We start from the raw sequence: 25,197 nt of genomic DNA, 5'->3' as shown, positions 1-25,197 counted from the left end.
CTATTTGTCCCTTTTCGTTCATAGACTTAATAGAACATAAGTCGAAAGGGGAATTTGCATGTATATTGTGAAGAAAGGGATACAAAAGGATTATCCGCGTATTCGATCATTTATCGAAAAGAGCGCAGCCATATATGATGAAAGCTGCCAATTTATCTATGTAGAAGGAGAAAAAGGGGAGCTGTTATGCGTATTGGGGATTCAAATACTGGCAGGTACCGCTTTCCTGCGCTCCTTTGTCTTTTCTCCGGCTTTCCCTATCCATGTGCTCCCTTCATTGTTCAATGATGCAATGGGGTTGGTTGAAGAATTGGGGAGTGATTCTATTTATTTGGCATCAAACCATAAAGACAGCGCAGCCTTCTTTACATCATTTGACTTTGAACAAACGGATCAAGAAAATATGCCGGAAGCAATCAAGTTATCAACAGCCTTCATGGAATTCGGCCGAGTAGAAGATGTCTTTTTTATGTGTAAAACTCTATAGTTTATGTACATATCCACATAATTATCAACAATTAATAAGTTATTATCCACAAATTGTGGATAAAACGAGCAATTATAACCGAATATTCAGTATGGGGAATATGTGCGTTTGTTAGTAAAGTAGGGTTATAATAGAATGAAGAAGACATTCAGACTCGTATAATAGAAGGTGTACAAAGTGAAAACAATAGTTTGGAAAATAGATCCGACAATCGATCATGAACCCCAAATCCAAGCTGCAGCTCAATTGTTGAAGGAAAACGAAGCCGTCGCTTTTCCGACAGAGACTGTATATGGAATTGGTGCGAATGCCGCAGATGATGGGGCAGTCAAGAAAATATTCGAAGCAAAAGGGCGTCCGAGCGATAATCCGCTGATTATCCACATTGCCAAGATTCAGCAATTGCAGGAACTTGTGCAGGAAGTGCCGCCGACTGCCCAGAAATTGATGGAGGCGTTTTGGCCAGGACCGCTTACCATTATTCTGAAGAAAAAGAGCGGCTTATCGGAATTTGCAACAGCAGGACTTGAAACCGTGGGAATCCGTATGCCGGACCACCCTGTTGCGCTCGCTCTTATTGCTGCTGCCGATCTGCCAATTGCTGCTCCGAGCGCCAATTTATCAGGAAAGCCTAGCCCGACGACAGCGGGACATGTTGAAGGAGATCTGTCTGGCAGAATCAGTGGAATAGTAGATGGAGGAGAAACAGGAGTGGGCGTTGAATCAACGGTATTGGATTGTACAACGGACATACCTGTGATACTTCGTCCGGGCGGCGTAACAAAGGAAGATTTGTTGACAGTCATTGACCGTGTAGAAGAGGATGCTGCCCTACACAGCGAACATGAAGTGCCTAAAGCTCCTGGCATGAAATATACGCATTATGCGCCTGATGCCCCTTTTGTGTTGATGGATGGCAGTGTGGATTTTATCCAGAACGCCATAGACAGAAGCAAAAAGGAAGGGAAGAAGGTAGGAGTGCTTACAACTGTTGAACATAGCGGTTCTTATCAGGCGGATTACATCATAACATGCGGTTCCAGGAAGGACCTTTCGACAGTGGCGGCTGGTATTTATGATGCCTTGCGATCGTTCGATGATTGTGGAGCCGATATCATATACGGCGAAGTGTTCCCTCGCGATGGAATTGGCGATGCGATTATGAACCGATTGATGAAAGCAGCCGGGCACCATTTGCTGAAAGAATAAAATGTAGAAGAAAGAAGCTGGAAAGGCTTCTTTTTTTGTGGGGCGGCCAGGGCATGCTTCCTGTAAGCCCCGTCTTAAGCTTGTCGGGGCTAAGCAGGCGCTCTGCGCTTTTCTTGATCTAGCTCCGAGCGCCACCCCCTCGAGGTCTTAAGCCGAGAATAGTCAAAGGCAAAACCAGCCTTTGAGCAATTCTCGTCTTAAGCTTGTCGGGGCTAAGCAGGCGCTCTCCGCTTTACTTTATTGTTCTATTCTTTCTTGGACGGGCATATGTTTAGAGAGCAAGTCCAAGGGGGTTGAGAAGTGTGCACGCAACAATAGGTGAATTCATTACATTGTTATTGATGGCATTTGCTCTGGGGATGGATTCATTCTCTGTTGGCCTGGGGATGGGGATGTATAAACTCCGATTACGGCAGATAGGAATCATAGCGGCAACAGTTGGCATTTTCCATATCATTATGCCATTGATTGGAATGTCCGCCGGCCGCTTTTTATCAGATCAATTCGGCACGTATGCCACCTATGCAGGAGGCTTGCTGCTTATTCTTTTGGGGCTAGGCATGTTTATATCCGGGTTAAAGGGAGAAAGCAATGGATTTATCGTGCCGGTCGGGTTTGGTTTACTTGTCTTTGCGCTAAGTGTAAGCCTGGATAGTTTTTCGGTTGGCTTAACGTTGGGCATATACGGTGCAAGGACTTTCCTGGCGATTACCTTATTCGGCTTGATGGCCACTATGCTGACATTGGCAGGGCTTATGATTGGCCGCAAGGTACAGGGTTTGTTGGGCGTATACAGCCAGGTGCTTGGAGGCAGCGTCCTGTTTGCTTTTGGAATCAAATTGCTTCTTCCTATCTGATGGGCAGTGCCTTCGGGAAACATAATATATAGCAAGAACCGGGATCTTGTTCAAGAAAATAAGATCCTTTTTTCTGTGGGAAAAATGAGCCAAACAAGAAAAAGAAGAACAGAGTATAATAGTAGAGTAGGTATCTACTCTATTTGTGGAATTGAGTAAATTTTGTGACGTTTAGCAAAAGCTGTTTTAATTAAATCTTATTTTGGGCTTGGAAAAGCAGTTAAATATTTTATAATAGATAAAAGGGAGGATATTCCATGACTAGTGTACTATTTGTTTGTACAGGGAATACGTGCAGAAGTCCTATCGCAGAGGCACTTTTAAAACATATGGATAATCAGCAGGTGGAGGTGAGATCCGCGGGAGTATACGCTCACAGCGGCGATGAGGCATCCCGTTATGCCCAGGAAGTGCTGAATGACCATCACATCGCACACCATCATTCAGCCCGGCTCTTAAGTCGGGAAGACATGGAGTGGGCAGACTATGTGCTGGCAATGACGCAATCCCATCGCAATGCTATCATGCATGCTTTTCCCCAGTATACAGGCAAAGTATTTACATTGAAGGAGTTTGTTGGCGGAGAGTATGACTCAATGGATGTAATGGATCCTTTCGGCGGCACCAAGCAGCATTACCAAGGGACGTTTATGGAATTGAAAGAGCTAATCGGTAAATTAGTCGAAAAGCTGGGCGGCCACTAGGGATGGGGGGTCATCAGCTGTAACATAGGGGGACAAAAATGAACAAGAAAAAAACATTTCGGTTTGGCTTGAGAAAGAAATTGGCGCTTTTCATAACGGTTGTGGCACTTATTACATATTCAACAAGCGGTTTCTTCATTTACATTTTATATCCGATGTTTTTTGAAGGGGCAAATCAAGTTTGGTTTACGATCATTACTCTTTTGCTGGGTATTATTTGGTCGGGGCTCATCGCTATTTTCGCAGCCGGTTTTGTGGTGAAGCCGTTGGAGAATTTGGAGAAAGTGGCCATAAAGGCATCCGAAGGCAATATAAAAGAGGATCTGGAAGTATCGAAGTCTGATGATGAAATCCGTTCTTTAGGTTTGGCTTTTAATCGGATGCTCCACAATTTAAGAGAAATGGTACAAAGCATAGAACAGAATTTTACCCAAACGAATGAAAAGGTTATGACCATTTCAGAGGAATCGGCAGTTGCAGCCGAACAAGCTGACAGCATTTCCAAAACGATTCAAGAGATTTCTGCAGGTGCGGATAATTCGGCCGTGTCTATCCAAAACACGGCTGAGTCCGTTGAAGATATTACAGCCATCGCTAAAACGGTGCAGGTTAAAGCGCGTACGTCTGCCGATACATCGGCTATGATGGTCAAAGAATTGAATCGCAGTAAAGAGGTCATCCATTCTCTGATTTCCGGTATCCATGATCTTGCCAGAGAGAACCAGCAGTCGCTTTCCGCGGTAAAAAGGCTGGAAGAAAATGCGAATGAAGTAGAACAGATTATTCAGTTGGTGGGCGATATAGCAGCGCAGACGAACCTATTGGCACTGAATGCCTCCATCGAAGCCGCGAGGGCCGGTGAGCATGGAAAGGGCTTTGCTGTAGTAGCGGAAGAAGTACGGCTATTGGCAGATCAAAGTGCCAAGGCAGTGCAAGGGATCTCGACACTCATACAGAATATCCAAAATGACGTGAAAGGTGTTGTGGGGCAAATCAGCTGCCAGGTGGAGAGTGCTGACCGTGAAGCTGAGAAAGGCAATGAAACCAACATCATAATTGAGAAAATGACAGGCACAGTCCATAAGGTGGCGGAAGAGGTCATAGATATTACGGCCTTGGTCGACCGGCAAATGGAGAGCATTGAACAAACGTCTACGCAATCCCAGGATGTTGCTGCGATAGCGGAACAAACGTCTGCTGCGGCGGAAGAAGTGGCGGTATCCGCTCAGGAACAGGCGCGTGTGATTGATAATGTCGAACAACTGACAGTTATTCTTCAAGAACAGGCGGATAAATTAAAAAATACCATTACCCGCTTCCTTGTGTAGGATTAAAATGAACAGAGCTCTCCGGCTGAATGAGACGGAGGGCTTTATTATTGGGAAGGTAAATGCTGATTTAGCAGGCTTCCCAATAATAGGGTTGAAATCTTATGGATGTACACCTTTTTAATAAATAAACTATTAGGTAGAATGGATATAGATGAATTCATTACAATCCAATACTAAAAGGAGAAGATAGATATGAAAGTTGCAATCGCGTCAGACCATGGCGGAATCCATATCCGCCAGGAATTGAAAGCATTGATGGAGGAAATGGGCATCCAGTACGAGGATTTTGGCTGTGAATGCGATACGTCTGTTGACTATCCGGACTATGCCCTTCCAGTAGCCCAAAAAGTGGCTGCCGGTGAATTTGATCGTGGGATACTTGTATGCGGAACAGGAATCGGCATGAGCATAGCGGCCAATAAAGTGAAAGGGATCCGCTGTGCTTTAGTCCATGATACATTCAGTGCACATGCCACACGCCAGCACAATGACACAAATATGCTGGCAATGGGAGAGAGAGTCATTGGGCCGGGGTTGGCAAGAGATATTGCGAAAATCTGGCTGACTACTGAATTTGAAGGCGGGCGCCATGAAAATCGCGTCAATAAAATTACAGAGTTCGAAAACACAAATCCTTCATTATAGGGGGCGGAAGCCATGTCAGAGGAGAGAGTACATCCGTATGATGTAGAGGAAATGAAACAGCAATTAGAGCGTATGCTTCATGATTTGAAGCAGCATCCTGAGTTTGCACGCTGCAAGCTGTTCGTAGTAGGCTGCAGTACATCGGAAGTAGTCGGCAAGCAGATTGGTACGGGCGGTACGATTCTAGTGGCAGAAGCGATATTCCAAACGGTGCAGCACTTCTGCCAAAAAAATGGCCTTCAGGCTGCGTTTCAATGCTGTGAGCATTTGAACAGAGCACTTGTGGTCGAAGCTGAGACAATGCGTGAAGGGCGGTATGAGGAAGTATCGGTTGTTCCTGTCCAATCCGCAGGAGGAGCATTGGCTGCTTATGCATACGGCCATCTGAAGGAACCTGTAATGGTGGAATACATACAGGCGGACGCTGGCATCGATATCGGCAGTACCATGATTGGTATGCATTTGAAACATGTCGCTGTACCGGTCCGTTCGAATACGGCGCATATCGGAAAAGCGTATGTGACAATGGCAGTGACAAGGCCTAAACTGATCGGCGGCATGCGTGCAGTTTATGAAGTAATCAGGTAAATCGATAAGGACCGGATAGGCAGATGGTTGGCCTATCGGGTCTTGTTTTTTACTTTTGACTAACTGAAAACGAACAATTATTTATAAAAAAATAATAAAGTTCGTCTTTGTGCGAGTTAAATATATTAAAGTGGATTGTAAATACATACTACCAACAGGAATGCGAACATGATAGAATAAAGTAGAATTTTCAAAAAACGTACTCATATCATGTCGCATCAAGGATGGTATACGAATCGAGGAGGATGGCAATGAAACATGTAAAAGAGCAGGATCGTCAAGTATTTGATGTAATACAGGATGAACTAAAGCGCCAAAGAACGAAAATCGAATTGATTGCTTCTGAGAACTTTGTTAGTGAAGCAGTAATGGAAGCACAAGGGTCCGTTCTGACTAATAAATATGCCGAAGGCTACCCTGGCAAGCGTTATTACGGCGGTTGTGAGCATGTGGATGTTGTGGAAAACCTGGCAAAAGACCGTGCAAAAGAAATATTTGGAGCAGAGCATGCCAACGTTCAACCGCATTCTGGCGCACAAGCCAATATGGCTGTGTATTTCACGATTCTTGAACCAGGCGATACAGTGCTGGGCATGAACCTTTCACATGGCGGCCACTTAACACACGGCAGTCCGGTTAACTTCAGCGGTGTACTATACAATTTTGTAGATTATGGCGTAGACAAAGAAACCCATCTAATCAATTACGAAGATGTTCTGCAAAAAGCGAAAGAACATAAACCAAAATTGATTGTAGCTGGTGCGAGTGCTTATCCACGTGAAATCGACTTTAAGAAATTCCGTGAAATCGCAGATGAAGTGGGCGCTTATCTAATGGTTGATATGGCGCATATAGCAGGCTTGGTTGCAGCAGGATTGCATCCAAATCCAGTTCCTTATGCCGACTTTGTAACGACTACAACACATAAAACCTTGCGCGGCCCACGCGGCGGCATGATCCTTTGCAAAGAGGAATTTGCAAAGAAAATAGATAAGTCCATTTTCCCTGGCATACAGGGCGGCCCTTTGATGCATGTGATTGCCGCCAAAGCGGTTGCATTTGGAGAAGCGTTAGATGAATCCTTTAAGGATTACGCAAAACAAATCATCACGAACGCTAAACGGTTGGCTGATGCATTGAAAAAAGAAGGTTTTCAACTGGTTTCAGACGGAACGGACAACCACTTGTTGCTCTTGGATGTGCGTACAGTTAATCTGACCGGTAAAGTGGCAGAACATATTCTCGATGAAGTTGGCATTACTGTTAATAAGAATACCATTCCTTTTGATCCGGAAAGCCCATTTGTCACAAGCGGGATCCGAATCGGTACTGCAGCTGTTACCACACGCGGCTTTAACGAAGAGGATATGGATGAAATTGCAAGCATCATGGCTTTAGCATTGAAGTATCCTGAAGATGAAGCAAAACAATCAGAAGCAAAAGAAAGAGTCGTTACTTTATCAGGAAAATATACATTATATCCATCTTTATAAGATGACCATTAAACTGTTTGGCGTATATACGCTAAACAGTTTTTTTGGGGTGTGCCATTGAATAGCCGGTTTGAACGAAACTCCTAAAAAGCGGTATAATGGCGTGGAGCGATGAAGTTTTTCCGACACTTGAGGAAGTATATTGCTACTTGCAGTCTTTTTATGTAGAATGGACAGAAGTGTGCACTATAAACGTGCAATTAAAATTTGAAAAGGAGCGATCCTTCATGACAAAGGTCTATGTATTCGATCACCCATTAATTCAGCACAAGCTAACATACATTCGTGACAAAGCGACTGGTACTAAGGAATTCCGTGAATTGGTTGATGAAGTTGCCACTCTTATGGCTTTCGAAATCACACGTGATATGCCCCTTGAAGAAGTAGATGTAGAAACACCTGTTGAAGTGTCAAAATCTAAAGTTCTTTCCGGTAAAAAAATTGGGATTGTTCCTATCCTTCGTGCAGGAATTGGAATGGTTGATGGCATCCTGAAGCTGATCCCTGCTGCCAAAGTCGGCCACATCGGTTTATATAGAGATCCAAAAACATTAAAGCCCGTAGAATATTATGTGAAACTTCCTAGTGATGTGGAAGAAAGAGATTTCATCGTTGTTGACCCAATGCTGGCAACAGGCGGATCGGCAATCGAAGCGATCAATTCCTTGAAAAACCGCGGCGGAAAAAATATTAAATTCATGTGCCTGATCGCTGCTCCAGAAGGTGTGGATGCATTGAAGGAAGCTCATCCGGACGTGGATATTTATATTGCTGCCCTTGATGAAAAACTAAACGAAAAAGGCTATATCGTACCTGGATTGGGAGATGCAGGAGACCGTCTTTTCGGGACTAAATAAGAAAAGGTGATAAAACATGACCCAGCGCATTAAGGTAATGACAATCTTCGGGACAAGACCTGAAGCGATAAAAATGGCGCCATTAGTCTTAGAACTTCAAAATCAATCACAGCATTTTGAATCAATCGTAACCGTAACTGCTCAACACCGCCAAATGCTGGATCAAGTGTTGGAGATTTTCTCTATTCAGCCTGATCATGATTTAAATATTATGAAAGACCGACAGACCTTGATTGATGTGACCACACGCGGATTAGAGGGGCTGGACAAAGTTATGAAAGAAGTAAAGCCTGACATCGTGCTTGTCCATGGCGATACAACCACCACTTTCATAGCAGCGCTTGCCGCCTTCTATAATCAAATTGTGGTTGGCCATGTGGAAGCCGGGCTTCGCACGTGGAATAAATATTCCCCATTCCCTGAGGAAATGAACCGCCAGTTAACAGGTGTAATGGCTGATTTGCATTTTTCCCCAACACCGAAGGCAGCACAGAACCTTCTGAATGAAAATAAGAAGGAAGAAAGCATCTTCATAACTGGGAATACAGCGATCGATGCCTTATCGACCACTGTTAAAGAGGAATACAGCCATCCGGTTCTTGATAAGCTTGGCGATGACCGCTTGATCCTATTGACTGCGCACCGCCGCGAAAACCTCGGACAGCCGATGCGCAATATGTTCCGTGCGGTTAAGCGCTTGGTGGAGGAGCATGATGATGTTCAAGTCATCTATCCAGTCCATTTGAATCCGGTTGTCCGTGAACTTGCAGATGAAGTGTTAGGGAATGATCCGCGCATCCAGTTGATTGAACCGTTGGATGTATACGACTTCCATAACTTTGCTTCAAGAGCGCACTTGATTCTGACCGATTCAGGCGGCGTACAGGAAGAAGCACCTTCTTTAGCGGTCCCTGTCCTTGTATTGCGCGACACAACTGAGCGCCCTGAAGGAATCGAAGCCGGTACACTCAAGCTTGCTGGCACGGAAGAAGAAACAATTTACAGTATGGCTAAGGAATTGCTGACAGACGCAGAAGCATACAAAGCAATGGCGCATGCTGCAAATCCTTATGGCGATGGCAATGCATCCAAACGGATTGCGGAGGCCATCCGCTATTACTTTAAACAAAGTGATTCAGCACCTGAACCGTACAACCCATAAAAAAATAGAAAAAAAGCGCCGTTCTTTAGGGAGCGGCGCTTTTTTTCTATTTATCCTTCATTTTGCATAATTCCTTAAAGGAATAGAAATCCTAAAAATGGGAGGATTTGAATGAAAACAAAAAAGTTTCTTCTATTAATATGTTGCATGTTCATTATGACAATCGTGTCGGAAAAAAAGGGTATAGCTCAAACTTTATCCGAGAACGGTGGCCAAAATAGTATGATTATGTTGTTCAGGAATGATGAAGAAAAAAAGGCAGTCAAAAAAAAGCTAGCGACTATGGCGGATATCCGGGTGAAACGGGAATTCCATTATGCCATCAATGGTCTATCTATAACGGGCAAAAAGAAGGCCTTGCTTGCACTCAAGAGAGAATACGGAGATGACGGATTATACGATTCGGCATCATATAAGTCGGCTATTTCTGACAGCATTCCATTCATTGGAGGCAATTCAATGAGGGGACTTTATGACCAAAAAAAGAATAGGCTGACAGGGAAGGGCATAAAGGTTGGGGTCATAGATACAGGAGTAGATTATTTGCATCCTGATTTGAGAAAAGCGTATCGGGGAGGAAGAGATTTAGTCGACCTGGATAATGATCCAATGGAAACGAAGAAGCCTGCAAGGGAAGCTACATTTCATGGCACCCATGTTGCCGGCATTATTGCAGCAAACGGCAAAGGGGTTGGAATTGCACCGGAAGCGGAGTTATATGCATATCGCGCGCTAGGGCCTGGAGGTTCTGGCAACAGTGAAAGTGTTATTGCAGCAATAGAAGCGGCCATTGAAGACAAAATGGATGTGATTAATCTTTCGTTGGGAAGTTCTGTGAATGCACCGGATATGCCGGTCACTGAAGCGTTGAATAGAGCAGTGTCTTTTGGGATTACTGCTGTGGTATCTTCTGGAAATTCAGGTCCGGGCGTGTGGACTGTAGGTTCCCCCGGCACTGCTGAGAAAGCGATTTCAGTAGGTGCATCGTCCCCTCCTATAAATTCCCCTTTTTTACAGGCGGGATTAGGTAATACAACAACCTATATTCCAGTACAACAGATATTGGGAGCGTTAACTTGGAAGGCCCATCCTTCCATCTGCTTATCAGATGCCGGAAGCGGAAAATTGGAAGAATACCATCGGGCGAAAGGAAAAATAGTTCTTATTGAACGTGGAGGGGACACCCTTTATACGAAAGTGGATAATGCATTAAAACACAAGGCTGCAGGGGTAATTATCTATAATAGCGAAGAAGGTTCATTTATCGGAAGCACTGTTAAATCCCTGCCTATCCCTGCTGTTACAATATCTAGGAAGGACGGTCTCCGATTAAAGGAATTGCTGGGGCAGTCCTCGATGGTTAAGACGGTTTATAGAAAACAGGAGGATTTATTAGCGGATTTTAGTTCAAGGGGACCGGTTACAGTCAATTGGTCGATCAAGCCGGACGTTGTTGCACCAGGGGTGAAAATCAATAGTACAGTTCCTGATGGATATATGTACTTGCAAGGCACAAGCATGGCAGCTCCACATGTAACAGGTGCAGTAATATTACTGAAACAGGCTCATCCACACTGGAAACCGGAGCAAATTAAATCCGCTTTAATGACTACAGCAAAAGTTTTGACAAATGAGGATGGAGAGGTGTATAAAACGTATGAGCAAGGTGCAGGCAGAATTCAAATCGATCAGGCTGTAAAAGCAGATACATTTTTGTATCCCAGTTCTGTAACTTTTGGATTGTTCAATCGTAAACAAAGTATAGAAGAGCATGAAGAAAAGATAATCATTGAAAATACGTCAGATCAAACGAAGCATTATGCTTTTTGGATTCCTCCATACCAATCTGGATTATCATGGCATTTTCCTAGAAAGTTCACATTGAAGCCAAAAGAGAAGAAGGAATTTATGCTAGGATTGACAGTGCATCCCAATGAACTGGAAAAAGGAATCTACGATGGGTTCATAACTTTGGCAGAAGGAACCAAGCCTCTTCATATTCCCTTTATCTATTTGAAGGCAGAGGTGGATTATCCGAAGGTGATGGGCTTCCATTTTGACAGAGTCCCTGGCGGACAGTCATACCGATACGGCATGTATGTGCTGGGAGGGGCAGATAAGCTGACCATCGCTTTATATGACTTCGATACCTTCCGTTTCGCAGGAATCTTGGATCAAGTTACACCGGCGCCTACAGGCTTGCTGGAAAAAGAGGTGGCTAGAAAACAGCTTCCGGGCAGAGGGCTGTACCGAGCTGTCATCATACTTGAGAAGGAGGGGCGGACCCAAGAGTTTTACCAATCCGTCTTAATTGCTTGAAATGGCTGAAAACAATGGTTTTTTAACGTTTTATGAACTTCTTCACAAAAGCCTTTGGGACTTGGCAAAATTCAACAGACTCTCATTGACAACCTATATTTGCTATTGTATTATTACTTAGGGTATAAATTGATAGGGTATTCTAAAAATTTCTACAATCTTTTTTCTAACTTACCCACGTTGTCAATCTTGGGATTTGAATGCCTTTTCATACCGCAGGAATTTATGGGATAATTGTATTGTTTCTTTATTTTTTTGCGTTTCTCAATGTCTCGGTACGATATGGAATATGTGTTGATAGGTAGGCGTTTTCGGTGTAAGTAGTCAATTGATGTTGCAGCCGAGATGCTATTTTTATTATGTGCATCCTTTCGAAAGTAGCACGTGAGACTTTTGGGTACATAATAGGGAAACCTAAATTAAAAAGATATCCGGGGAGAAGATTGAAGAATATGCCAGATATACAATATATGTTTAAAAGACAGCTGAAATACATACTCTATTTATTAGCCCTTTATGTATTGGGGTGGGGTTTTACAAAGTATCAAGCTGTTTTTGCCGGGCTCATTCTAGGTACAAGCGTCGGCCTGTTTAACCTGTGGCTGCTTGCGCGGAGATCGATCAAGATCGGCGAGGTGGCTGTAGCAGGGAAGAAGGCGCGCTCAGTAGGCAGTGCTTCCAGGTACGCATCGGCCATATTGGCTACTATTATAGCAATGCGCTATCCGGAACATTTCAGCATTATTAGTACAGTTTTGGGATTAGTGACAGCGACAGTTGTCATGATTATAATTTTTATTATCCACGAATCTAAAGTCAATTACGGGGAAGAGAGGTGAATACTCGTGAATCATACTGCTCCTATTGTGGAATTTCTGGGTCTGCATTTTAACCTGGCAAATTGCATGATGATATTAGTAGCAAGTGCAATTACGTTTTTGATTGCCTTTATTGCTACGCGGAACCTGAAGCTTAAGCCGACCGGCAAGCAGAATCTCATAGAATGGGTTGTGGATTTTGTTAAGAATATAATCAACAGTTCTATGGACTGGAAGTCTGGCGCCCGCTTCTTGATGCTTGGCATGACGTTAATCATGTACATATTTATTTCAAATATGCTTGGTCTGCCATTCAGCGTTGCTGTTGGACATGAGCTATGGTGGAAATCGCCTACAGCGGATCCGGCAGTCACATTATCATTATCGCTAATGATCTTGGCGTTAACACATTATTACGGTATCCGTATGAGAGGGTTCGGAAACTACGCAAAAGGCTTTATACAGCCTGTATCGTTCTTGCTTCCGATCAAAATTATTGAAGAATTCGCTAATACATTGACATTAGGTCTGCGGCTTTACGGAAACATCTATGCTGGTGAAATTCTGTTAGGCTTATTGGCAGGATTGGCCATACCTGTAGGTTTCGGCACAGTCGCTGCAATCATTCCAATGGTTGCTTGGCAAGGATTCTCCATTTTCGTAGGTGGGGTACAAGCATTTATTTTTGTTCAGTTAACAATGGTTTACATGGCCCACAAAGTGAGCGATGACCATTAATTATATACAATAATGTAAAAATTTAAACATTAAATTAAATTCTAGGAGGATTTTTATCATGGGTCTTATAGCAGCTGCAATCGCAATCGGTTTAGGGGCAGTAGGTGCAGGTATTGGTAACGGTTTGCTTATCTCTCGTACAATCGAAGGGATTGCTCGCCAGCCAGAACTACGCGGTACACTTCAAACTACAATGTTCATCGGTGTTGGTCTTGTTGAGGTACTTCCAATCATCGCTACAGTTATTGCGTTCATGGTTATCGGTAGATAATTGTTTGGAAAGGTTATCGGCGAAGCTCATTACCATAGACTTCGCCTTCCTTTTATTGTTTTCGCAAAATCAGCCTGAAAGGGCTCTGAAACAGAAAATTAGCATCCGGCCAACGGATGTGACGATATCATACTCGAACAACTCTTTGAAAGGAGTGAACCAAACGTGTTAACAAATGATTTAGTTCTTGGGGCAGCAGGCCTGAATTTCAATGCCGGCGATATCATTTTCCAATTGCTTTGTTTCCTTGTCTTGTTAGCATTACTTAAAAAGTTCGCATGGGGACCGCTTGTCAACATGATGAAAGAACGTGAAAAACATGTCGCATCTCAAATTGATGAGGCTGAAAAAACACGTGCAGAAGCGAGTCGCTATGTAGAAGAGCAACGCGAACTGTTGAAGCAATCACGCTCAGAAGCGCAAACATTGATTGAAAACGCCAAAAAACAGGGCGATATTCAACGTGATGAGATTGTTACAGCTGCTCGTACGGAGGCAGAACGCATTAAAGAGAGTGCAAAACTCGAAATCGTTGCCGAGAAGGAAAAGGCTGTCACAGCTCTTCGCGAGCAAGTGGCTTCTTTATCTGTGCTTATAGCTTCTAAAGTAATCGAGAAAGAGTTGAATGAAGCAGATCAAGAAAAATTGATCAACGAGTATCTTCAAGAGGCAGGAGATAAACAATGAGCAATACAATAGTAGCGAATCGCTATGGAGCGGCTCTGTTTGAACTTGCCAAAGAGAAAGGCGCACTCGATTCAATTATTGAAGAAGCGCGTATAGTGAAAGAAGTGTTCTCTTCGAATCAGGAATTCCTGAGCTTCCTAAGTAATCCTAAAATTACAATGGAACAAAAGAAACAGCTTCTGAATGAAGCATTTTCCACAACTTCACAGGAAATGCGCAATACACTTTCCTTGATGCTCGACACACACCGCACTGCTGAAATCGCATTGATGGCAGAGCATGTAGTTGAGCTGGTGAATGAAGAGAAATCAGTGGCTGAGGCTGAGGTTTATACGACCCGCCCGCTTACAGATGCAGAAAGAGAATCCATTTCAACTGTATTTGCAGCTAAAGTAGGAAAAAAATCATTGAAAATAGATAACATCGTTAATTCGGAGTTACTTGGCGGCATCAAGCTTCGTATCGGAAACCGCATTTTTGACGGAAGTATCAGCGGCAAGCTTGAACGTTTAGAAAAACAACTATTAAATTAACAATCGTAGATAGGGGTGAATTTCATGGGCATTAAAGCTGAAGAAATCAGTGCGCTGATAAAAAAGCAAATTGAGAACTATCAGTCAGAGATTGAAGTAAGCGATGTAGGAACTGTTATCCAAGTGGGTGACGGGATCGCACGTGTTCATGGTCTTGATAATGTAATGGCAGGAGAGCTCGTTGAATTTTCTAATGGTGTAATGGGTCTGGCCCAAAACCTGGATGAGAACAACGTAGGTCTTGTAATCTTAGGTCCGACAAAAGGAATTCGTGAAGGCAGTGAAGTTCGCCGTACAGGGCGGATCATGGAAGTCCCTGTTGGAGAAGAATTGATTGGCCGTGTAGTAAACCCATTGGGTCAGCCAGTGGATGGATTGGGACCAATCAATGCAACAAAAACACGTCCAATTGAAAGTCCAGCAACAGGTGTTATGGACCGTAAATCTGTTCATGAACCACTTCAAACTGGTATTAAAGCAATCGATGCACTTGTGCCTATCGGCCGCGGACAACGTGAGTTAATCATCGGTGACCGCCAAACTGGTAAAACAAGTGTTGCGATCGATACGATTTTGAACCAAAAAGACCAAAATATGATTTGTATCTACGTAGCAATCGGGCAAAAAGAATCTACTGTCCGTTCTACAGTTGAAACACTTCGTAAAAACGGTGCATTGGAGTACTCAATCGTAGTAACGGCTTCTGCATCACAACCATCTCCATTACTATACCTTGCTCCATACTCAGGTGTATCAATGGCGGAAGAATTTATGTTCAATGGCAAGCATGTATTGATCGTGTATGATGATCTTTCAAAACAAGCTGCAGCATATCGTGAGCTGTCATTATTGCTTCGCCGTCCTCCAGGCCGTGAAGCATTCCCAGGGGATGTATTCTACCTGCATTCACGCCTATTGGAACGTGCCGCTAAATTGAGCGATGCACACGGTGCAGGTTCAATTACAGCATTGCCGTTCGTTGAGACTCAAGCAGGCGATATCTCTGCTTATATCCCAACAAACGTTATCTCCATCACAGATGGACAAATTTTCTTGCAATCAGATCTATTCTTCTCAGGTGTCCGTCCGGCGATCAACGCTGGTCTATCCGTATCCCGTGTAGGTGGTTCAGCTCAAATCAAAGCGATGAAGAAGGTAGCAGGTACACTGCGTCTTGACCTTGCTTCATTCCGTGAACTTGAAGCGTTCTCCCAATTCGGATCTGACCTGGATAAAGCAACACAAGATAAATTATCCCGTGGTGCACGTACAGTAGAAGTACTGAAACAAGATTTGAACAAACCATTAAAAGTGGAAAAGCAAGTCATGATCCTGTATGCATTGACTCGCGGACACTTAGATGATATTCCGGTTGAAGACATTCGCCGTTTTGAAGCTGAATTCTTAAGCTTCGTAGAACAAAACCACCAGCCATTGTTGGAAACAATTCGTACGACTGGAAACCTTCCTGAAGACAAGGATATGGTCGAAGCCATTACTGCATTCAAGAAGACATTCGCAGTCTCTGCATAAGATTTCTAACTAAATGGAAAAAGGGTGGTGAGAAAGAATGGCATCTTTACGCGATATTCAGTCTCGTATTACTTCAACAAAGAAAACGAGCCAAATCACTAAAGCAATGGAAATGGTATCTGCTTCTAAATTGAGCCGTGCGGAATCAAATGCGAAATCATTTGTTCCATACATGGAAAAAATTCAGGAAGTGGTAGCCAATATCGCTTTGGGAAGCAATGAAGGATCGCATCCTATGCTCACTAGCCGTCCTGTTAAGAAAACAGGTTATGTCGTGATCACTTCTGACCGCGGACTTGCTGGCGCTTATAACAGCAGTGTGCTGCGCAAAGTCTTTCAAACGATTAAGGAGCGCCATAAATCACAGGATGAATATGCGATCATTGTCATCGGACGAGTTGGCAGAGATTTCTTCAAGGCCCGCAATATGAATATTGTGCTTGAAATCCTGGGTGTTTCCGATCATCCAAACTTTGATGATATAAGCTCTATTACGAAACAAGCGGTAGGAATGTTCGCTGATGGGACATTGGATGAACTCTACCTGTATTACAATCACTTTGTCAGTGCAATTCAGCAGGAAGTCACTACTAAAAAACTTCTGCCTTTGGCTGATTTAGCAGCGAATACAAAGATGACTTCATATGAATTCGAGCCTTCATCTGAAGAAATTCTGGAAGTATTGCTTCCTCAATATGCTGAAAGCTTGATCTACGGCGCTTTGCTTGATGGTAAAGCCAGTGAGCACGCAGCCCGTATGACAGCTATGAGAAGTGCGACAGATAACGCAAGTGAATTAATCAGCGGATTATCGTTGGTTTATAACCGAGCACGTCAAGCAGCAATCACTCAAGAAATCACCGAAATTGTCGGTGGAGCAGCTGCATTAGAATAGAGATGTACAGGGTGTGGAGGAGATTAGTTCTCCTTCCTTTACGCCTGTCATCGAACGTTGTTAAGTAATGATAGGAGGGAAAACGATGAATAAAGGACACATTACCCAAGTTATGGGTCCGGTTGTAGACGTGAAGTTTGCCAACGATCAGCTTCCTGAAATCTACAATGCGTTGAAAGTAGTCAATGCATCAACTGGAAACACAATTACACTTGAAGTAGCCCTTCATTTAGGTGATGATACAGTTCGTACAGTTGCCATGTCTTCTACTGATGGACTAACTCGCGGAGCGGATGTTGAGGATACTGGCGCTCCTATTTCAGTTCCTGTAGGAGATATCACATTAGGCCGTGTATTTAACGTATTAGGTGAAAATATTGATTTGGATCAACCACTTCCAGCAGGTGTGCGTAAAGATCCGATCCATAGATCTGCACCAACATTTGAGCAATTATCAACTCAAGTGGAAATCCTTGAAACAGGGATTAAAGTAGTAGACTTGCTTGCTCCATATATCAAAGGGGGTAAAATCGGTCTATTCGGTGGTGCCGGTGTTGGTAAAACCGTACTTATCCAAGAATTGATCAATAATATCGCGCAAGAGCATGGCGGTATTTCCGTATTTGCGGGCGTTGGTGAACGTACTCGTGAAGGAAATGACTTGTACTATGAAATGAGCGATTCAGGCGTTATCAAGAAAACAGCGATGGTATTCGGACAAATGAATGAGCCTCCTGGTGCGCGTATGCGTGTTGCCTTGACAGGTTTGACAATGGCTGAATTCTTCCGTGATGAAGAAGGACAGGACGTATTGTTCTTCATCGATAACATTTTCCGGTTCACTCAAGCTGGTTCCGAGGTATCAGCGTTGCTTGGCCGTATGCCTTCTGCCGTTGGTTACCAACCTACATTGGCTACAGAGATGGGCCAATTGCAAGAGCGTATCACATCTACTAATAAAGGTTCTGTAACATCTATCCAAGCGATTTATGTACCAGCCGATGACTATACTGACCCGGCTCCGGCTACAACTTTCGCCCACTTGGATGCAACAACAAACCTTGAGCGTAAACTTTCTGAAATGGGTATCTACCCAGCGGTGGATCCTCTAGCTTCCACTTCACGTGCATTGTCACCGGAAGTTGTTGGCGAAGAGCATTACAAAGTTGCGCGTGACGTGCAGCAAATGCTTCAACGTTATAAAGAATTGCAAGATATCATCGCAATCCTTGGTATGGATGAATTATCAGAAGATGATAAGCTGATCGTTGGCCGCGCACGCCGTGTCCAAAACTTCTTATCACAAAACTTCCACGTAGCTGAACAGTTTACTGGCCAACCAGGTTCATATGTTCCTGTAAAAGAAACTGTAAAAGGCTTCAAAGAGATTTTGGACGGTAAGTATGATGATCTTCCGGAAGATGCATTCCGCCTAGTGGGACGTATCGAAGACGTTGTTGAAAAAGCAAAATCAATGGCTTAATCCAGGGACCTAGGAGGGTATGAAATGAAGACGGTAGAAGTCAGTGTTGTTACTCCCGATGGCCCAGTATATAACGGCGAAGTGGAAATGGTAAGCACAAAAGCCAAAAGCGGTGAACTTGGTATATTGCCAGGCCATATCGCTACGGTTGCACCGCTTGAAATCGGTGCTGTGCGCCTTAAAAAAGGTGGAAAAACAGAATTTGTCGCAGTCAGCGGCGGTTTTTTGGAAGTTCGCCCCGATAAGGTTACTATTTTAGCGCAAACAGCTGAACTAGCAGAGAATATCGACATTGCCCGAGCTATGTCTGCAAAGACTCGTGCAGAGCATCTTCTGCATGATCAGCAGCGTAATGTGGATTCTAAGCGAGCTGAGTTGGCTTTAAAACGTGCCATCAATCGTATAAACATATATGAAAGCCTAAAATAAGTAGAAAAGCCTGTTCCTTGCGAAAGCGGGGAACAGGCTTTTTTCATTTTGGTCTTTTAATATGAATAAAGGCAACCTTCTAAATGATGGGTGCCTTTGTTACGTACTTATTCAATTTTATCGATAGATACACCTGAAATAGATATTGTTCCACCCATTGTAGAATCATAAGAAAATAAGCCTGTAGATAATCCATAAATCGTAATTTGGTCGTCTTCCAATACACGAGATTGAATAGAAGAAGATTCAAATGAGCCAAATAGAATTGTATCATAATCATTTTTAACAGCTAATCGAATTTGAGTCTCGCCGTCTCCCTCAATGGCTTGAACCACTTTGCCAAGGATTTTTACTTTTTCACCCGTATATTTATCAGGTGTTCTTGCTAGTTGGTCATATGTAATTCCTGTATTGTAACTTTTCTTTTCTTTCGCTTTTGCTTTATTAAGTTGATCTTGATCTAAAATGTAAGTGGAATAAAATAGGGAATATGATTATAGGGAAAGTTTCTAAAACATAGGTTAATGTTGGTGCTGCTTTTAACTACACCTCCTTTATAAAAGGAATGGTAGACTTTTGCTTATTTTAAATAGCGGAAGGTGCGAGACTCCTGCGGGATCAGTGGGACAGATGAGACCCCGCAAGGCCAGAGGCCGAGGAGGCTCATCGCCCACCCCGCAGAAAGCGGGCATCCTGGAGCGATTAACGCATGCAAAAGCTACAAGGTTTACGAAAACACTCTTTACTTAGCCAAGCCTTTTGATCATTTCCACTCCATATAGATGACAATAGTCATGTTTGGCAACATCTTATATTTTTTGAATGTTGGAGTGCCATTAAAAGAGGAATGAGAGAACCGAAAGATTTACGATAATAAAATCCAACCTTAAGTAATAAGCATATAAAGAAGGGGACAGAGAGTGGGGAGGCGGGGCAAATCTATCCGGGTAGTCATCGACACTCTTGTATAACGATGTTATAATGTATACGGTTACATAATTTGTAAATATTTGGTTTGTTTGCCGGCAAACCGGACATAAAGGGGGAGTCTCGTGGATTCACTGCATGTGTATCAGAATAACTATTTGATTGTTCTTATCTTTTTGAGCCTCGGTATCCTATTGCCGCTTGTAGCCCTTTTTATTGGAAAAATCCTAAGGCCGTATAAGCCATCTTCGGCGAAATACACTACCTATGAGAGTGGAATGGAGCCTTTCCATGATTCTAGGGTCCAATTTAATGTACGCTACTACATGTTCGCCTTATTGTTTGTCATCTTTGATGTAGAAACGGTATTCCTTTATCCGTGGGCAGTCGCATTTGATAAATTAGGGCTGTTTGCATTGATCGAAATGCTGTTGTTCGTACTTGTGCTGTTCATTGGTTTACTTTATGCATGGAAAAAGAAGGTGCTTAAATGGACTTAAAATTAGACGGAATCACTCAGCAGGAAATGAAGGAATTGCAGCAAAATGTATTCTTATCGACATTGGAACAGCTTAAATCATGGGCACGGAGCAACTCTTTATGGCCAATGACATTTGGACTTGCCTGCTGTGCCATAGAAATGATGGGTGTAGGCTCATCACATTATGACCTTGACCGGTTCGGTTCCTTTTTCAGGACATCTCCCCGGCAGTCGGACGTTATGATCGTTTCTGGAACGGTTACTAAAAAAATGGCCCCGATCATTCGGCGCTTATACGATCAGATGCCGGAACCAAAATGGGTCATTGCCATGGGATCCTGCGCCACTGCAGGCGGTCCGTATATCTATTCCTACAGTGTTGTAAAAGGTGTAGACCAAATCGTTCCTGTGGATGTGTATATACCGGGATGCCCTCCCAATCCAGCCGCGCTCATGTATGGAATCAACAGGCTGCGTGAAAAAATCCGCTATGAAGCCAAGCATGGAAAGCGGGTGATGTAGCTTGAAAGAAACAGAAAAACATCCATCATACAAACAAACTTCAACTTCTCTGCCTCCAGAAAATATAGAAGAACCAAATGCAACCTCGCCTCATGGAACGGTCACTGAAAAAAAAGGGACTGTCCGGGAAACCAACATAAACGATACCCCATCAAACGAATCAATACCTACTCAAAATTCAATCCAATCCGACAGCGAAGAAGTGCAAGAGAAAGCCAAAAAAATAGCTGAAGCAAAGGCAAAAGCAGCAATGCTGGCAAAAGAACGGGCTGCCAAAAAGAAAAAGGAAGAGCCGCCGGAGGAATTGGAACCATCGCCCAATCAGCCAGTATTGGACACTTACATCCGCGCAATCCATACCCATATAGGGAAAGAATCCATTATCCAATCATCGATTAACCGACTATCCAAGCACGTGCCGACTATAGAAGTCCATCCTGACTATTATTTGCAGGTTGCCTCATTTCTGAAAAATCATGCGGAAACGGCTTTTGATTATGCGGCAGAACTGCACGCGACCGATTTTGGCACGCATTTCGAGCTATATGTCTATTTGTGCTCCTCTGTGCACAACCATTCTCTTGTGTTGAAAGTTAAGCTTGACCGCCAGCAACCTTCCATTCCTTCTGTATCTTCATTATGGGAAGGAGTGAATTGGCCGGAATGCGAGGCGTTTGACTTACTTGGCATCCATTTTACCGGCCATCCGGATCTTAAGAGGATTATGCTTGGGGAAGATTGGGTCGGCCATCCTTTAAGGAAGGATTATGAACCATATGATGAGGAGGTGTGAACAATGATCCGTACGGAAGAAATGCTCTTGAATGTCGGGCCGCAGCATCCAAGCACCCATGGCGTTTTCCGGCTGGTCCTTAAAATAGACGGTGAAATGATCGTTGAAGCAACTCCGGTCATCGGCTACCTTCATCGAGGCACTGAAAAAATAGCAGAAAACCTTCAATATACGCAGATCATTCCCTATACGGACCGGCTGGATTATTTGGCCGGCATGACCAATAACTACGTCCTTTGCCATGCGGTGGAGACGATGATGGGGCTCGAAATACCTGACCGGGCTGAATATTTACGTGTGCTAGCGATGGAACTTGGCCGGATTTCAAGCCATCTCGTCTGGTGGGGTACCTATTTGCTTGATATTGGCGCCATCAGCCCTTTCCTATATGCATTCAGGGAAAGGGAAATGATTCTAAATTTATTAAATGAACTATCAGGTGCCCGGCTAACCTTCAATTATATGCGCGTCGGGGGCGTCAAATGGGACGCACCGGACGGTTGGATTGAAAAGGTAGGCGAGTTCGTCCCTTATATGAGGGAGCAATTGGCGGGATACCATGATTTAGTGACAGGCAATGAAATTTTTATTAACCGGATTAAAGGAATCGGAAGCTATTCAAAGGAAGAAGCGCTGAACTACTCGTTGAGCGGTGCCAATCTGCGTTGTACAGGTGTCAAATGGGACCTGCGGAAGGACGAACCATACAGCATTTATGATCGGTTTGATTTTAATATTCCCGTTTATGATACCGGAGATGCTTGGGCGCGCTACCATTGCCGCATGGAGGAAATCGAGCAATCACTGCGAATCGTTGAACAGGCTGTGGAACAGTTTCCGAAGGAGGGGCCCATAATCGGTAAGGTACCGCGGATGATCAAACCGCCTGCAGGCGAGGGGTTTGTGCGTATCGAATCTCCAAGGGGAGAGCTGGGGTGCTATATTGCCAGTGAAGGAAAAAGGGAGCCGTACCGTTTGAAATTCCGCAGGCCTTCTTTTTATAATCTGCAGATTCTCCCTAAATTGCTGAAAGGGGAGAATATCGCAAACCTGATCGCTATTTTAGGAGCCATTGATATAGTCCTCGGGGAGGTTGACGGCTGATGATTGAACACCTATTGAATGCTGCACCGGGCTGGTACGGCTTTATGGTCTTTGCTGTTTGCAGCATTGTGTTTCTGTTTATACTGCTAGGCTTCGTTACGTATGCCATCTTAGCGGAGAGGAAAGTAATGGGCTTTATGCAGCTGCGTTACGGCCCTAATACGGTCGGCGGAAAATGGGGATTGCTCCAGACGGTTGCCGATGTCCTGAAGCTGTTGATCAAAGAAGACATTATCCCGAAATTGGCAGACCGTCCTTTATTCATGCTGGCACCGATTATTGCATTTGCCCCGGCGTTCATGGTATTGGCGACCATGCCGTTTACGGAGCATTTCCAATTTGCAGACCTCGGAATCGGCCTGCTCTATTATATTGCGGTTTCAGGCATAACGACTGTCGGTATTGTAGCGGGGAGTTGGGCATCGAATAATAAATATGCCCTGCTTGGAGGCATGCGTGCAGCAGCACAAATGATTTCGTATGAGATTCCACTTGTCATGTCCGTAGTGGGAGTGATCATGATTTCCGGCAGCCTGAATTTAAACGATATTATCGAGGCACAGGGGAATGTTTGGTTTATCGTCATGCAGCCGCTTGCATTTATTATATTTATCATTGCTTCCGTAGCGGAATTAAACCGGACGCCTTTCGATTTGCCGGAGGCGGAATCGGAATTAGTTGCTGGATTCCATACAGAGTATTCAGGTTTTCGCTGGGCTTTCTTTATGTTGGCAGAGTATGTCTACCTGTTCGCGATGAGCGCGTTGACGACCATTTTGTTTCTCGGGGGCTGGCTTCCGCTTCCATTCCTAGATTTCATTCCAGGAGCTATTTGGTTCGCGCTTAAATTCAGTCTGGTCGTGTTTTGTTTGATTTGGCTGCGTGCTTCATTCCCGAGGATACGTGCTGACCAATTGATGGAGTTCGGCTGGAAAGTCCTTCTGCCGCTTGCTTTGGCCAATATATTCATCACAGCGCTTGTCAGGGAGCTGTGGAAGCTTCTATAAAATAATCATTCTATCGAAAAGGGGTGGAAAGATGCGGGGACTGATGAAAGGCCTCACGTATACATTGAAAAATTTGTCCCGTTCGAAAGTAACATACGATTATCCCAATGATCCACTGCCGGTTCCGGACCGTTTTCGAGGCATACAAAAATTCTATCCGGAGAAATGCACTGTCTGCAATCAATGCGCCAATATCTGCCCGACAGATTGCATCAATTTAAAGGGAAGCAAGCATCCCGATCCAGAAAAGAAAGGGAAAATCATAGAAACATTCGATATCAACTTCGAAATTTGCATCTTATGCGATTTGTGTACAGAGGTGTGCCCGACGGAAGCCATTATTATGAGCCACAAATTTGAGCTGGCTGAATTCAGCAGAGACCAGTTGTTCAAGAACTTGGAATGGCTTGACGAAAACGATGTCCACCTCAGGAAGGAGAATAAGGCATGAACCTTTCAGGGGAGTATGTTGCTTTTATTTGCCTGGCAGCGGTGGCTGTGGGCGGCGGGTTGATGATGCTCATACTAAGAAAAGTGGTCCACATGGTACTGGCGGCCGTTTTTACTTTTATCAGCATTGCCGGTTTATATATCCTGCTGTCGGCTGAGTTTTTGGCAGCAGTCCAAATTTTGATTTACTCAGGGGCCATTACCATTATGATGCTTTTCGGCATCATGCTGACAAGGCATAACGATGAAGAACAGAAAGAGCCGCATAAATGGCGTAAATGGTTCGTACTCGGCGGCTTGTTTCTTTTTGCTGGTGTAGTGTATCTGGGAATCTATGATTTGGACTTTGGAAATAGCCCTCTGGCACTGCATGACGAGAATACAAAACAAATAGGGATGGAGCTGTTCAGCAAGTTTCCAATCCCGTTCGAACTTCTATCTGTTTTATTGCTTGCGGCTTTAGTGGGGGCGGTTATCTTGGCAAGAAGAGAGGAAGGAGATGATTCAGAATGACGTCAGTACCCTTATCGGCATACCTTGTATTGGCGCTGGTCCTATTCTGCATCGGTTTATACGGAGCGTTGACGAAACGCAATTTGGTCATCATTCTTCTGTGTGTCGAATTTATGCTGAATGCAGTCAATATTAATTTGGTAGCCTTCAGCAAGTACGGATTGGCGCCTTCTATCACAGGCCAGGTTTTTTCATTGTTCAGCATTGCCGTTGCCGCAGCGGAAGCAGCTGTCGGACTTGCTATTCTGATTGCCTTTTACCGGATCCGCAACACAGTGAAGGCTTCAGATGCCGGCTCTATGAAACATTAAAAATGGTAAACAAGAAAATGTCACTGTATGCAGGGAAGTTCCCGCAGTGA

The 25,197-nt window shown here is 43.9% G+C and carries 29 protein-coding genes and 1 pseudogene; 29 read left to right on the top strand and 1 reads right to left on the bottom strand.

The window, feature by feature from the left end; all coding sequences use genetic code 11:
- The first annotated feature begins 58 nt into the window (after positions 1-58).
- The 21 genes and pseudogenes from ABC357_RS19270 to ABC357_RS19170 all read left to right on the top strand — a co-directional run bounded on the left by ABC357_RS19270 (position 59) and on the right by ABC357_RS19170 (position 19,039).
- A complete protein-coding gene (locus ABC357_RS19270) occupies positions 59-487 on the top strand; it encodes a GNAT family N-acetyltransferase (protein WP_412889221.1) in 429 nt (142 codons plus the stop codon).
- A gap of 177 nt (positions 488-664) precedes the next feature.
- Positions 665-1,696, top strand: a complete 1,032-nt coding sequence (locus tag ABC357_RS19265; protein WP_412889220.1) for an L-threonylcarbamoyladenylate synthase — start codon at positions 665-667, stop codon at positions 1,694-1,696.
- A 341-nt stretch (positions 1,697-2,037) separates the two neighbouring features.
- Positions 2,038-2,553: a manganese efflux pump MntP gene (locus ABC357_RS19260; RefSeq protein WP_412890076.1), complete on the top strand. Its 516-nt coding sequence runs from the start codon at positions 2,038-2,040 to the stop codon at positions 2,551-2,553.
- Positions 2,554-2,810: 257 nt separating this feature from the next.
- A complete protein-coding gene (locus ABC357_RS19255; protein WP_412889219.1) occupies positions 2,811-3,257 on the top strand; it encodes a low molecular weight protein arginine phosphatase in 447 nt (148 codons plus the stop codon).
- Positions 3,258-3,295: 38 nt separating this feature from the next.
- Positions 3,296-3,646: pseudogene (locus ABC357_RS19250) on the top strand (HAMP domain-containing protein); the annotation flags it as partial.
- A complete protein-coding gene (locus tag ABC357_RS19245; RefSeq protein ID WP_412890075.1) occupies positions 3,638-4,585 on the top strand; it encodes a methyl-accepting chemotaxis protein in 948 nt (315 codons plus the stop codon). The pseudogene ABC357_RS19250 and the gene ABC357_RS19245, both read left to right, overlap by 9 nt.
- 195 nt (positions 4,586-4,780) lie before the next feature.
- On the top strand, positions 4,781-5,233 hold the full coding sequence (rpiB, locus tag ABC357_RS19240; protein WP_412889218.1) for a ribose 5-phosphate isomerase B: 453 nt from the start codon (positions 4,781-4,783) through the stop codon (positions 5,231-5,233).
- A gap of 12 nt (positions 5,234-5,245) precedes the next feature.
- Positions 5,246-5,821: a TIGR01440 family protein gene (locus ABC357_RS19235; RefSeq protein WP_412889217.1), complete on the top strand. Its 576-nt coding sequence runs from the start codon at positions 5,246-5,248 to the stop codon at positions 5,819-5,821.
- Positions 5,822-6,072: 251 nt separating this feature from the next.
- Positions 6,073-7,314: a serine hydroxymethyltransferase gene (locus ABC357_RS19230; protein ID WP_412889216.1), complete on the top strand. Its 1,242-nt coding sequence runs from the start codon at positions 6,073-6,075 to the stop codon at positions 7,312-7,314.
- A gap of 227 nt (positions 7,315-7,541) precedes the next feature.
- Positions 7,542-8,171, top strand: a complete 630-nt coding sequence (upp, locus tag ABC357_RS19225; RefSeq protein ID WP_412889215.1) for a uracil phosphoribosyltransferase — start codon at positions 7,542-7,544, stop codon at positions 8,169-8,171.
- A 16-nt stretch (positions 8,172-8,187) separates the two neighbouring features.
- On the top strand, positions 8,188-9,333 hold the full coding sequence (gene wecB, locus ABC357_RS19220) for a non-hydrolyzing UDP-N-acetylglucosamine 2-epimerase (RefSeq protein ID WP_412889214.1): 1,146 nt from the start codon (positions 8,188-8,190) through the stop codon (positions 9,331-9,333).
- A 111-nt stretch (positions 9,334-9,444) separates the two neighbouring features.
- Positions 9,445-11,652, top strand: a complete 2,208-nt coding sequence (locus ABC357_RS19215; protein WP_412889213.1) for a S8 family serine peptidase — start codon at positions 9,445-9,447, stop codon at positions 11,650-11,652.
- Between the two features lie 452 nt (positions 11,653-12,104).
- A complete protein-coding gene (locus ABC357_RS19210; protein WP_412889212.1) occupies positions 12,105-12,491 on the top strand; it encodes an ATP synthase subunit I in 387 nt (128 codons plus the stop codon).
- Between the two features lie 6 nt (positions 12,492-12,497).
- Positions 12,498-13,208, top strand: a complete 711-nt coding sequence (gene atpB / locus ABC357_RS19205) for a F0F1 ATP synthase subunit A (RefSeq protein ID WP_412889211.1) — start codon at positions 12,498-12,500, stop codon at positions 13,206-13,208.
- A 58-nt stretch (positions 13,209-13,266) separates the two neighbouring features.
- Positions 13,267-13,479, top strand: a complete 213-nt coding sequence (gene atpE, locus ABC357_RS19200) for a F0F1 ATP synthase subunit C (RefSeq protein ID WP_050616593.1) — start codon at positions 13,267-13,269, stop codon at positions 13,477-13,479.
- 165 nt (positions 13,480-13,644) lie between these two features.
- Positions 13,645-14,166 carry a F0F1 ATP synthase subunit B gene (locus ABC357_RS19195; RefSeq protein ID WP_412889210.1) on the top strand — a complete coding sequence of 174 codons (522 nt, stop codon included), beginning with the start codon at positions 13,645-13,647 and terminating at the stop codon, positions 14,164-14,166.
- The gene (locus ABC357_RS19190) at positions 14,163-14,699 is read left to right on the top strand and encodes a F0F1 ATP synthase subunit delta (protein ID WP_412889209.1); all 537 of its coding nucleotides are present in this window, start codon (positions 14,163-14,165) and stop codon (positions 14,697-14,699) included. Before ABC357_RS19195 ends, ABC357_RS19190 begins: the two co-directional genes overlap by 4 nt.
- Before the next feature lie 24 nt (positions 14,700-14,723).
- The gene (gene atpA / locus ABC357_RS19185; RefSeq protein ID WP_412889208.1) at positions 14,724-16,232 is read left to right on the top strand and encodes a F0F1 ATP synthase subunit alpha; all 1,509 of its coding nucleotides are present in this window, start codon (positions 14,724-14,726) and stop codon (positions 16,230-16,232) included.
- 37 nt (positions 16,233-16,269) lie between these two features.
- Positions 16,270-17,127, top strand: coding sequence for a F0F1 ATP synthase subunit gamma (locus tag ABC357_RS19180; protein WP_412889207.1), 858 nt, complete (start codon positions 16,270-16,272; stop codon positions 17,125-17,127).
- 85 nt (positions 17,128-17,212) lie between these two features.
- Entirely contained in the window at positions 17,213-18,610 is a 1,398-nt protein-coding gene (atpD, locus tag ABC357_RS19175; RefSeq protein ID WP_412889206.1) for a F0F1 ATP synthase subunit beta, read from the top strand.
- 24 nt (positions 18,611-18,634) lie between these two features.
- Complete coding sequence (locus tag ABC357_RS19170; RefSeq protein WP_412889205.1) at positions 18,635-19,039, top strand: F0F1 ATP synthase subunit epsilon; 405 nt, start codon at positions 18,635-18,637, stop codon at positions 19,037-19,039.
- A gap of 107 nt (positions 19,040-19,146) precedes the next feature.
- Here ABC357_RS19170 and ABC357_RS19165 read toward each other — a convergent pair whose 3' ends face one another.
- On the bottom strand, positions 19,147-19,374 hold the full coding sequence (locus ABC357_RS19165; protein WP_412889204.1) for a hypothetical protein: 228 nt from the start codon (positions 19,372-19,374) through the stop codon (positions 19,147-19,149).
- 717 nt (positions 19,375-20,091) lie between these two features.
- Between ABC357_RS19165 and ABC357_RS19160 the strand changes: the two genes are divergently transcribed.
- From ABC357_RS19160 to nuoK, 8 genes are read left to right on the top strand one after another with little or no spacing between them, the layout of a single operon-like run.
- Positions 20,092-20,466 (top strand): NADH-quinone oxidoreductase subunit A, encoded by a 375-nt coding sequence (locus ABC357_RS19160; protein ID WP_412889203.1) that lies wholly within the window; start codon positions 20,092-20,094, stop codon positions 20,464-20,466.
- A complete protein-coding gene (locus ABC357_RS19155) occupies positions 20,457-20,969 on the top strand; it encodes a NuoB/complex I 20 kDa subunit family protein (RefSeq protein ID WP_412889202.1) in 513 nt (170 codons plus the stop codon). Before ABC357_RS19160 ends, ABC357_RS19155 begins: the two co-directional genes overlap by 10 nt.
- 1 nt (position 20,970) lies before the next feature.
- Positions 20,971-21,762, top strand: coding sequence for an NADH-quinone oxidoreductase subunit C (locus ABC357_RS19150; protein ID WP_412889201.1), 792 nt, complete (start codon positions 20,971-20,973; stop codon positions 21,760-21,762).
- A 3-nt stretch (positions 21,763-21,765) separates the two neighbouring features.
- A complete protein-coding gene (locus tag ABC357_RS19145; RefSeq protein WP_412889200.1) occupies positions 21,766-22,866 on the top strand; it encodes an NADH-quinone oxidoreductase subunit D in 1,101 nt (366 codons plus the stop codon).
- A complete protein-coding gene (gene nuoH, locus ABC357_RS19140) occupies positions 22,866-23,873 on the top strand; it encodes an NADH-quinone oxidoreductase subunit NuoH (protein WP_412889199.1) in 1,008 nt (335 codons plus the stop codon). The genes ABC357_RS19145 and nuoH overlap by 1 nt, the downstream gene beginning before the upstream one ends.
- A 31-nt stretch (positions 23,874-23,904) precedes the next feature.
- On the top strand, positions 23,905-24,324 hold the full coding sequence (gene nuoI / locus ABC357_RS19135; protein ID WP_412889198.1) for an NADH-quinone oxidoreductase subunit NuoI: 420 nt from the start codon (positions 23,905-23,907) through the stop codon (positions 24,322-24,324).
- Complete coding sequence (locus ABC357_RS19130; RefSeq protein ID WP_412889197.1) at positions 24,321-24,836, top strand: NADH-quinone oxidoreductase subunit J; 516 nt, start codon at positions 24,321-24,323, stop codon at positions 24,834-24,836. Before nuoI ends, ABC357_RS19130 begins: the two co-directional genes overlap by 4 nt.
- On the top strand, positions 24,833-25,147 hold the full coding sequence (gene nuoK, locus ABC357_RS19125; protein WP_412889196.1) for an NADH-quinone oxidoreductase subunit NuoK: 315 nt from the start codon (positions 24,833-24,835) through the stop codon (positions 25,145-25,147). Before ABC357_RS19130 ends, nuoK begins: the two co-directional genes overlap by 4 nt.
- The last annotated feature ends 50 nt before the right edge of the window (positions 25,148-25,197 follow it).

This window comes from Bacillus kalamii (genome assembly GCF_047238185.1).
GTDB lineage: Bacteria > Bacillota > Bacilli > Bacillales > DSM-1321 > Bacillus_AD.
Note: the sequence above shows the minus strand (reverse complement) of the source record. Positions and strands in the feature narration are given on the sequence as shown.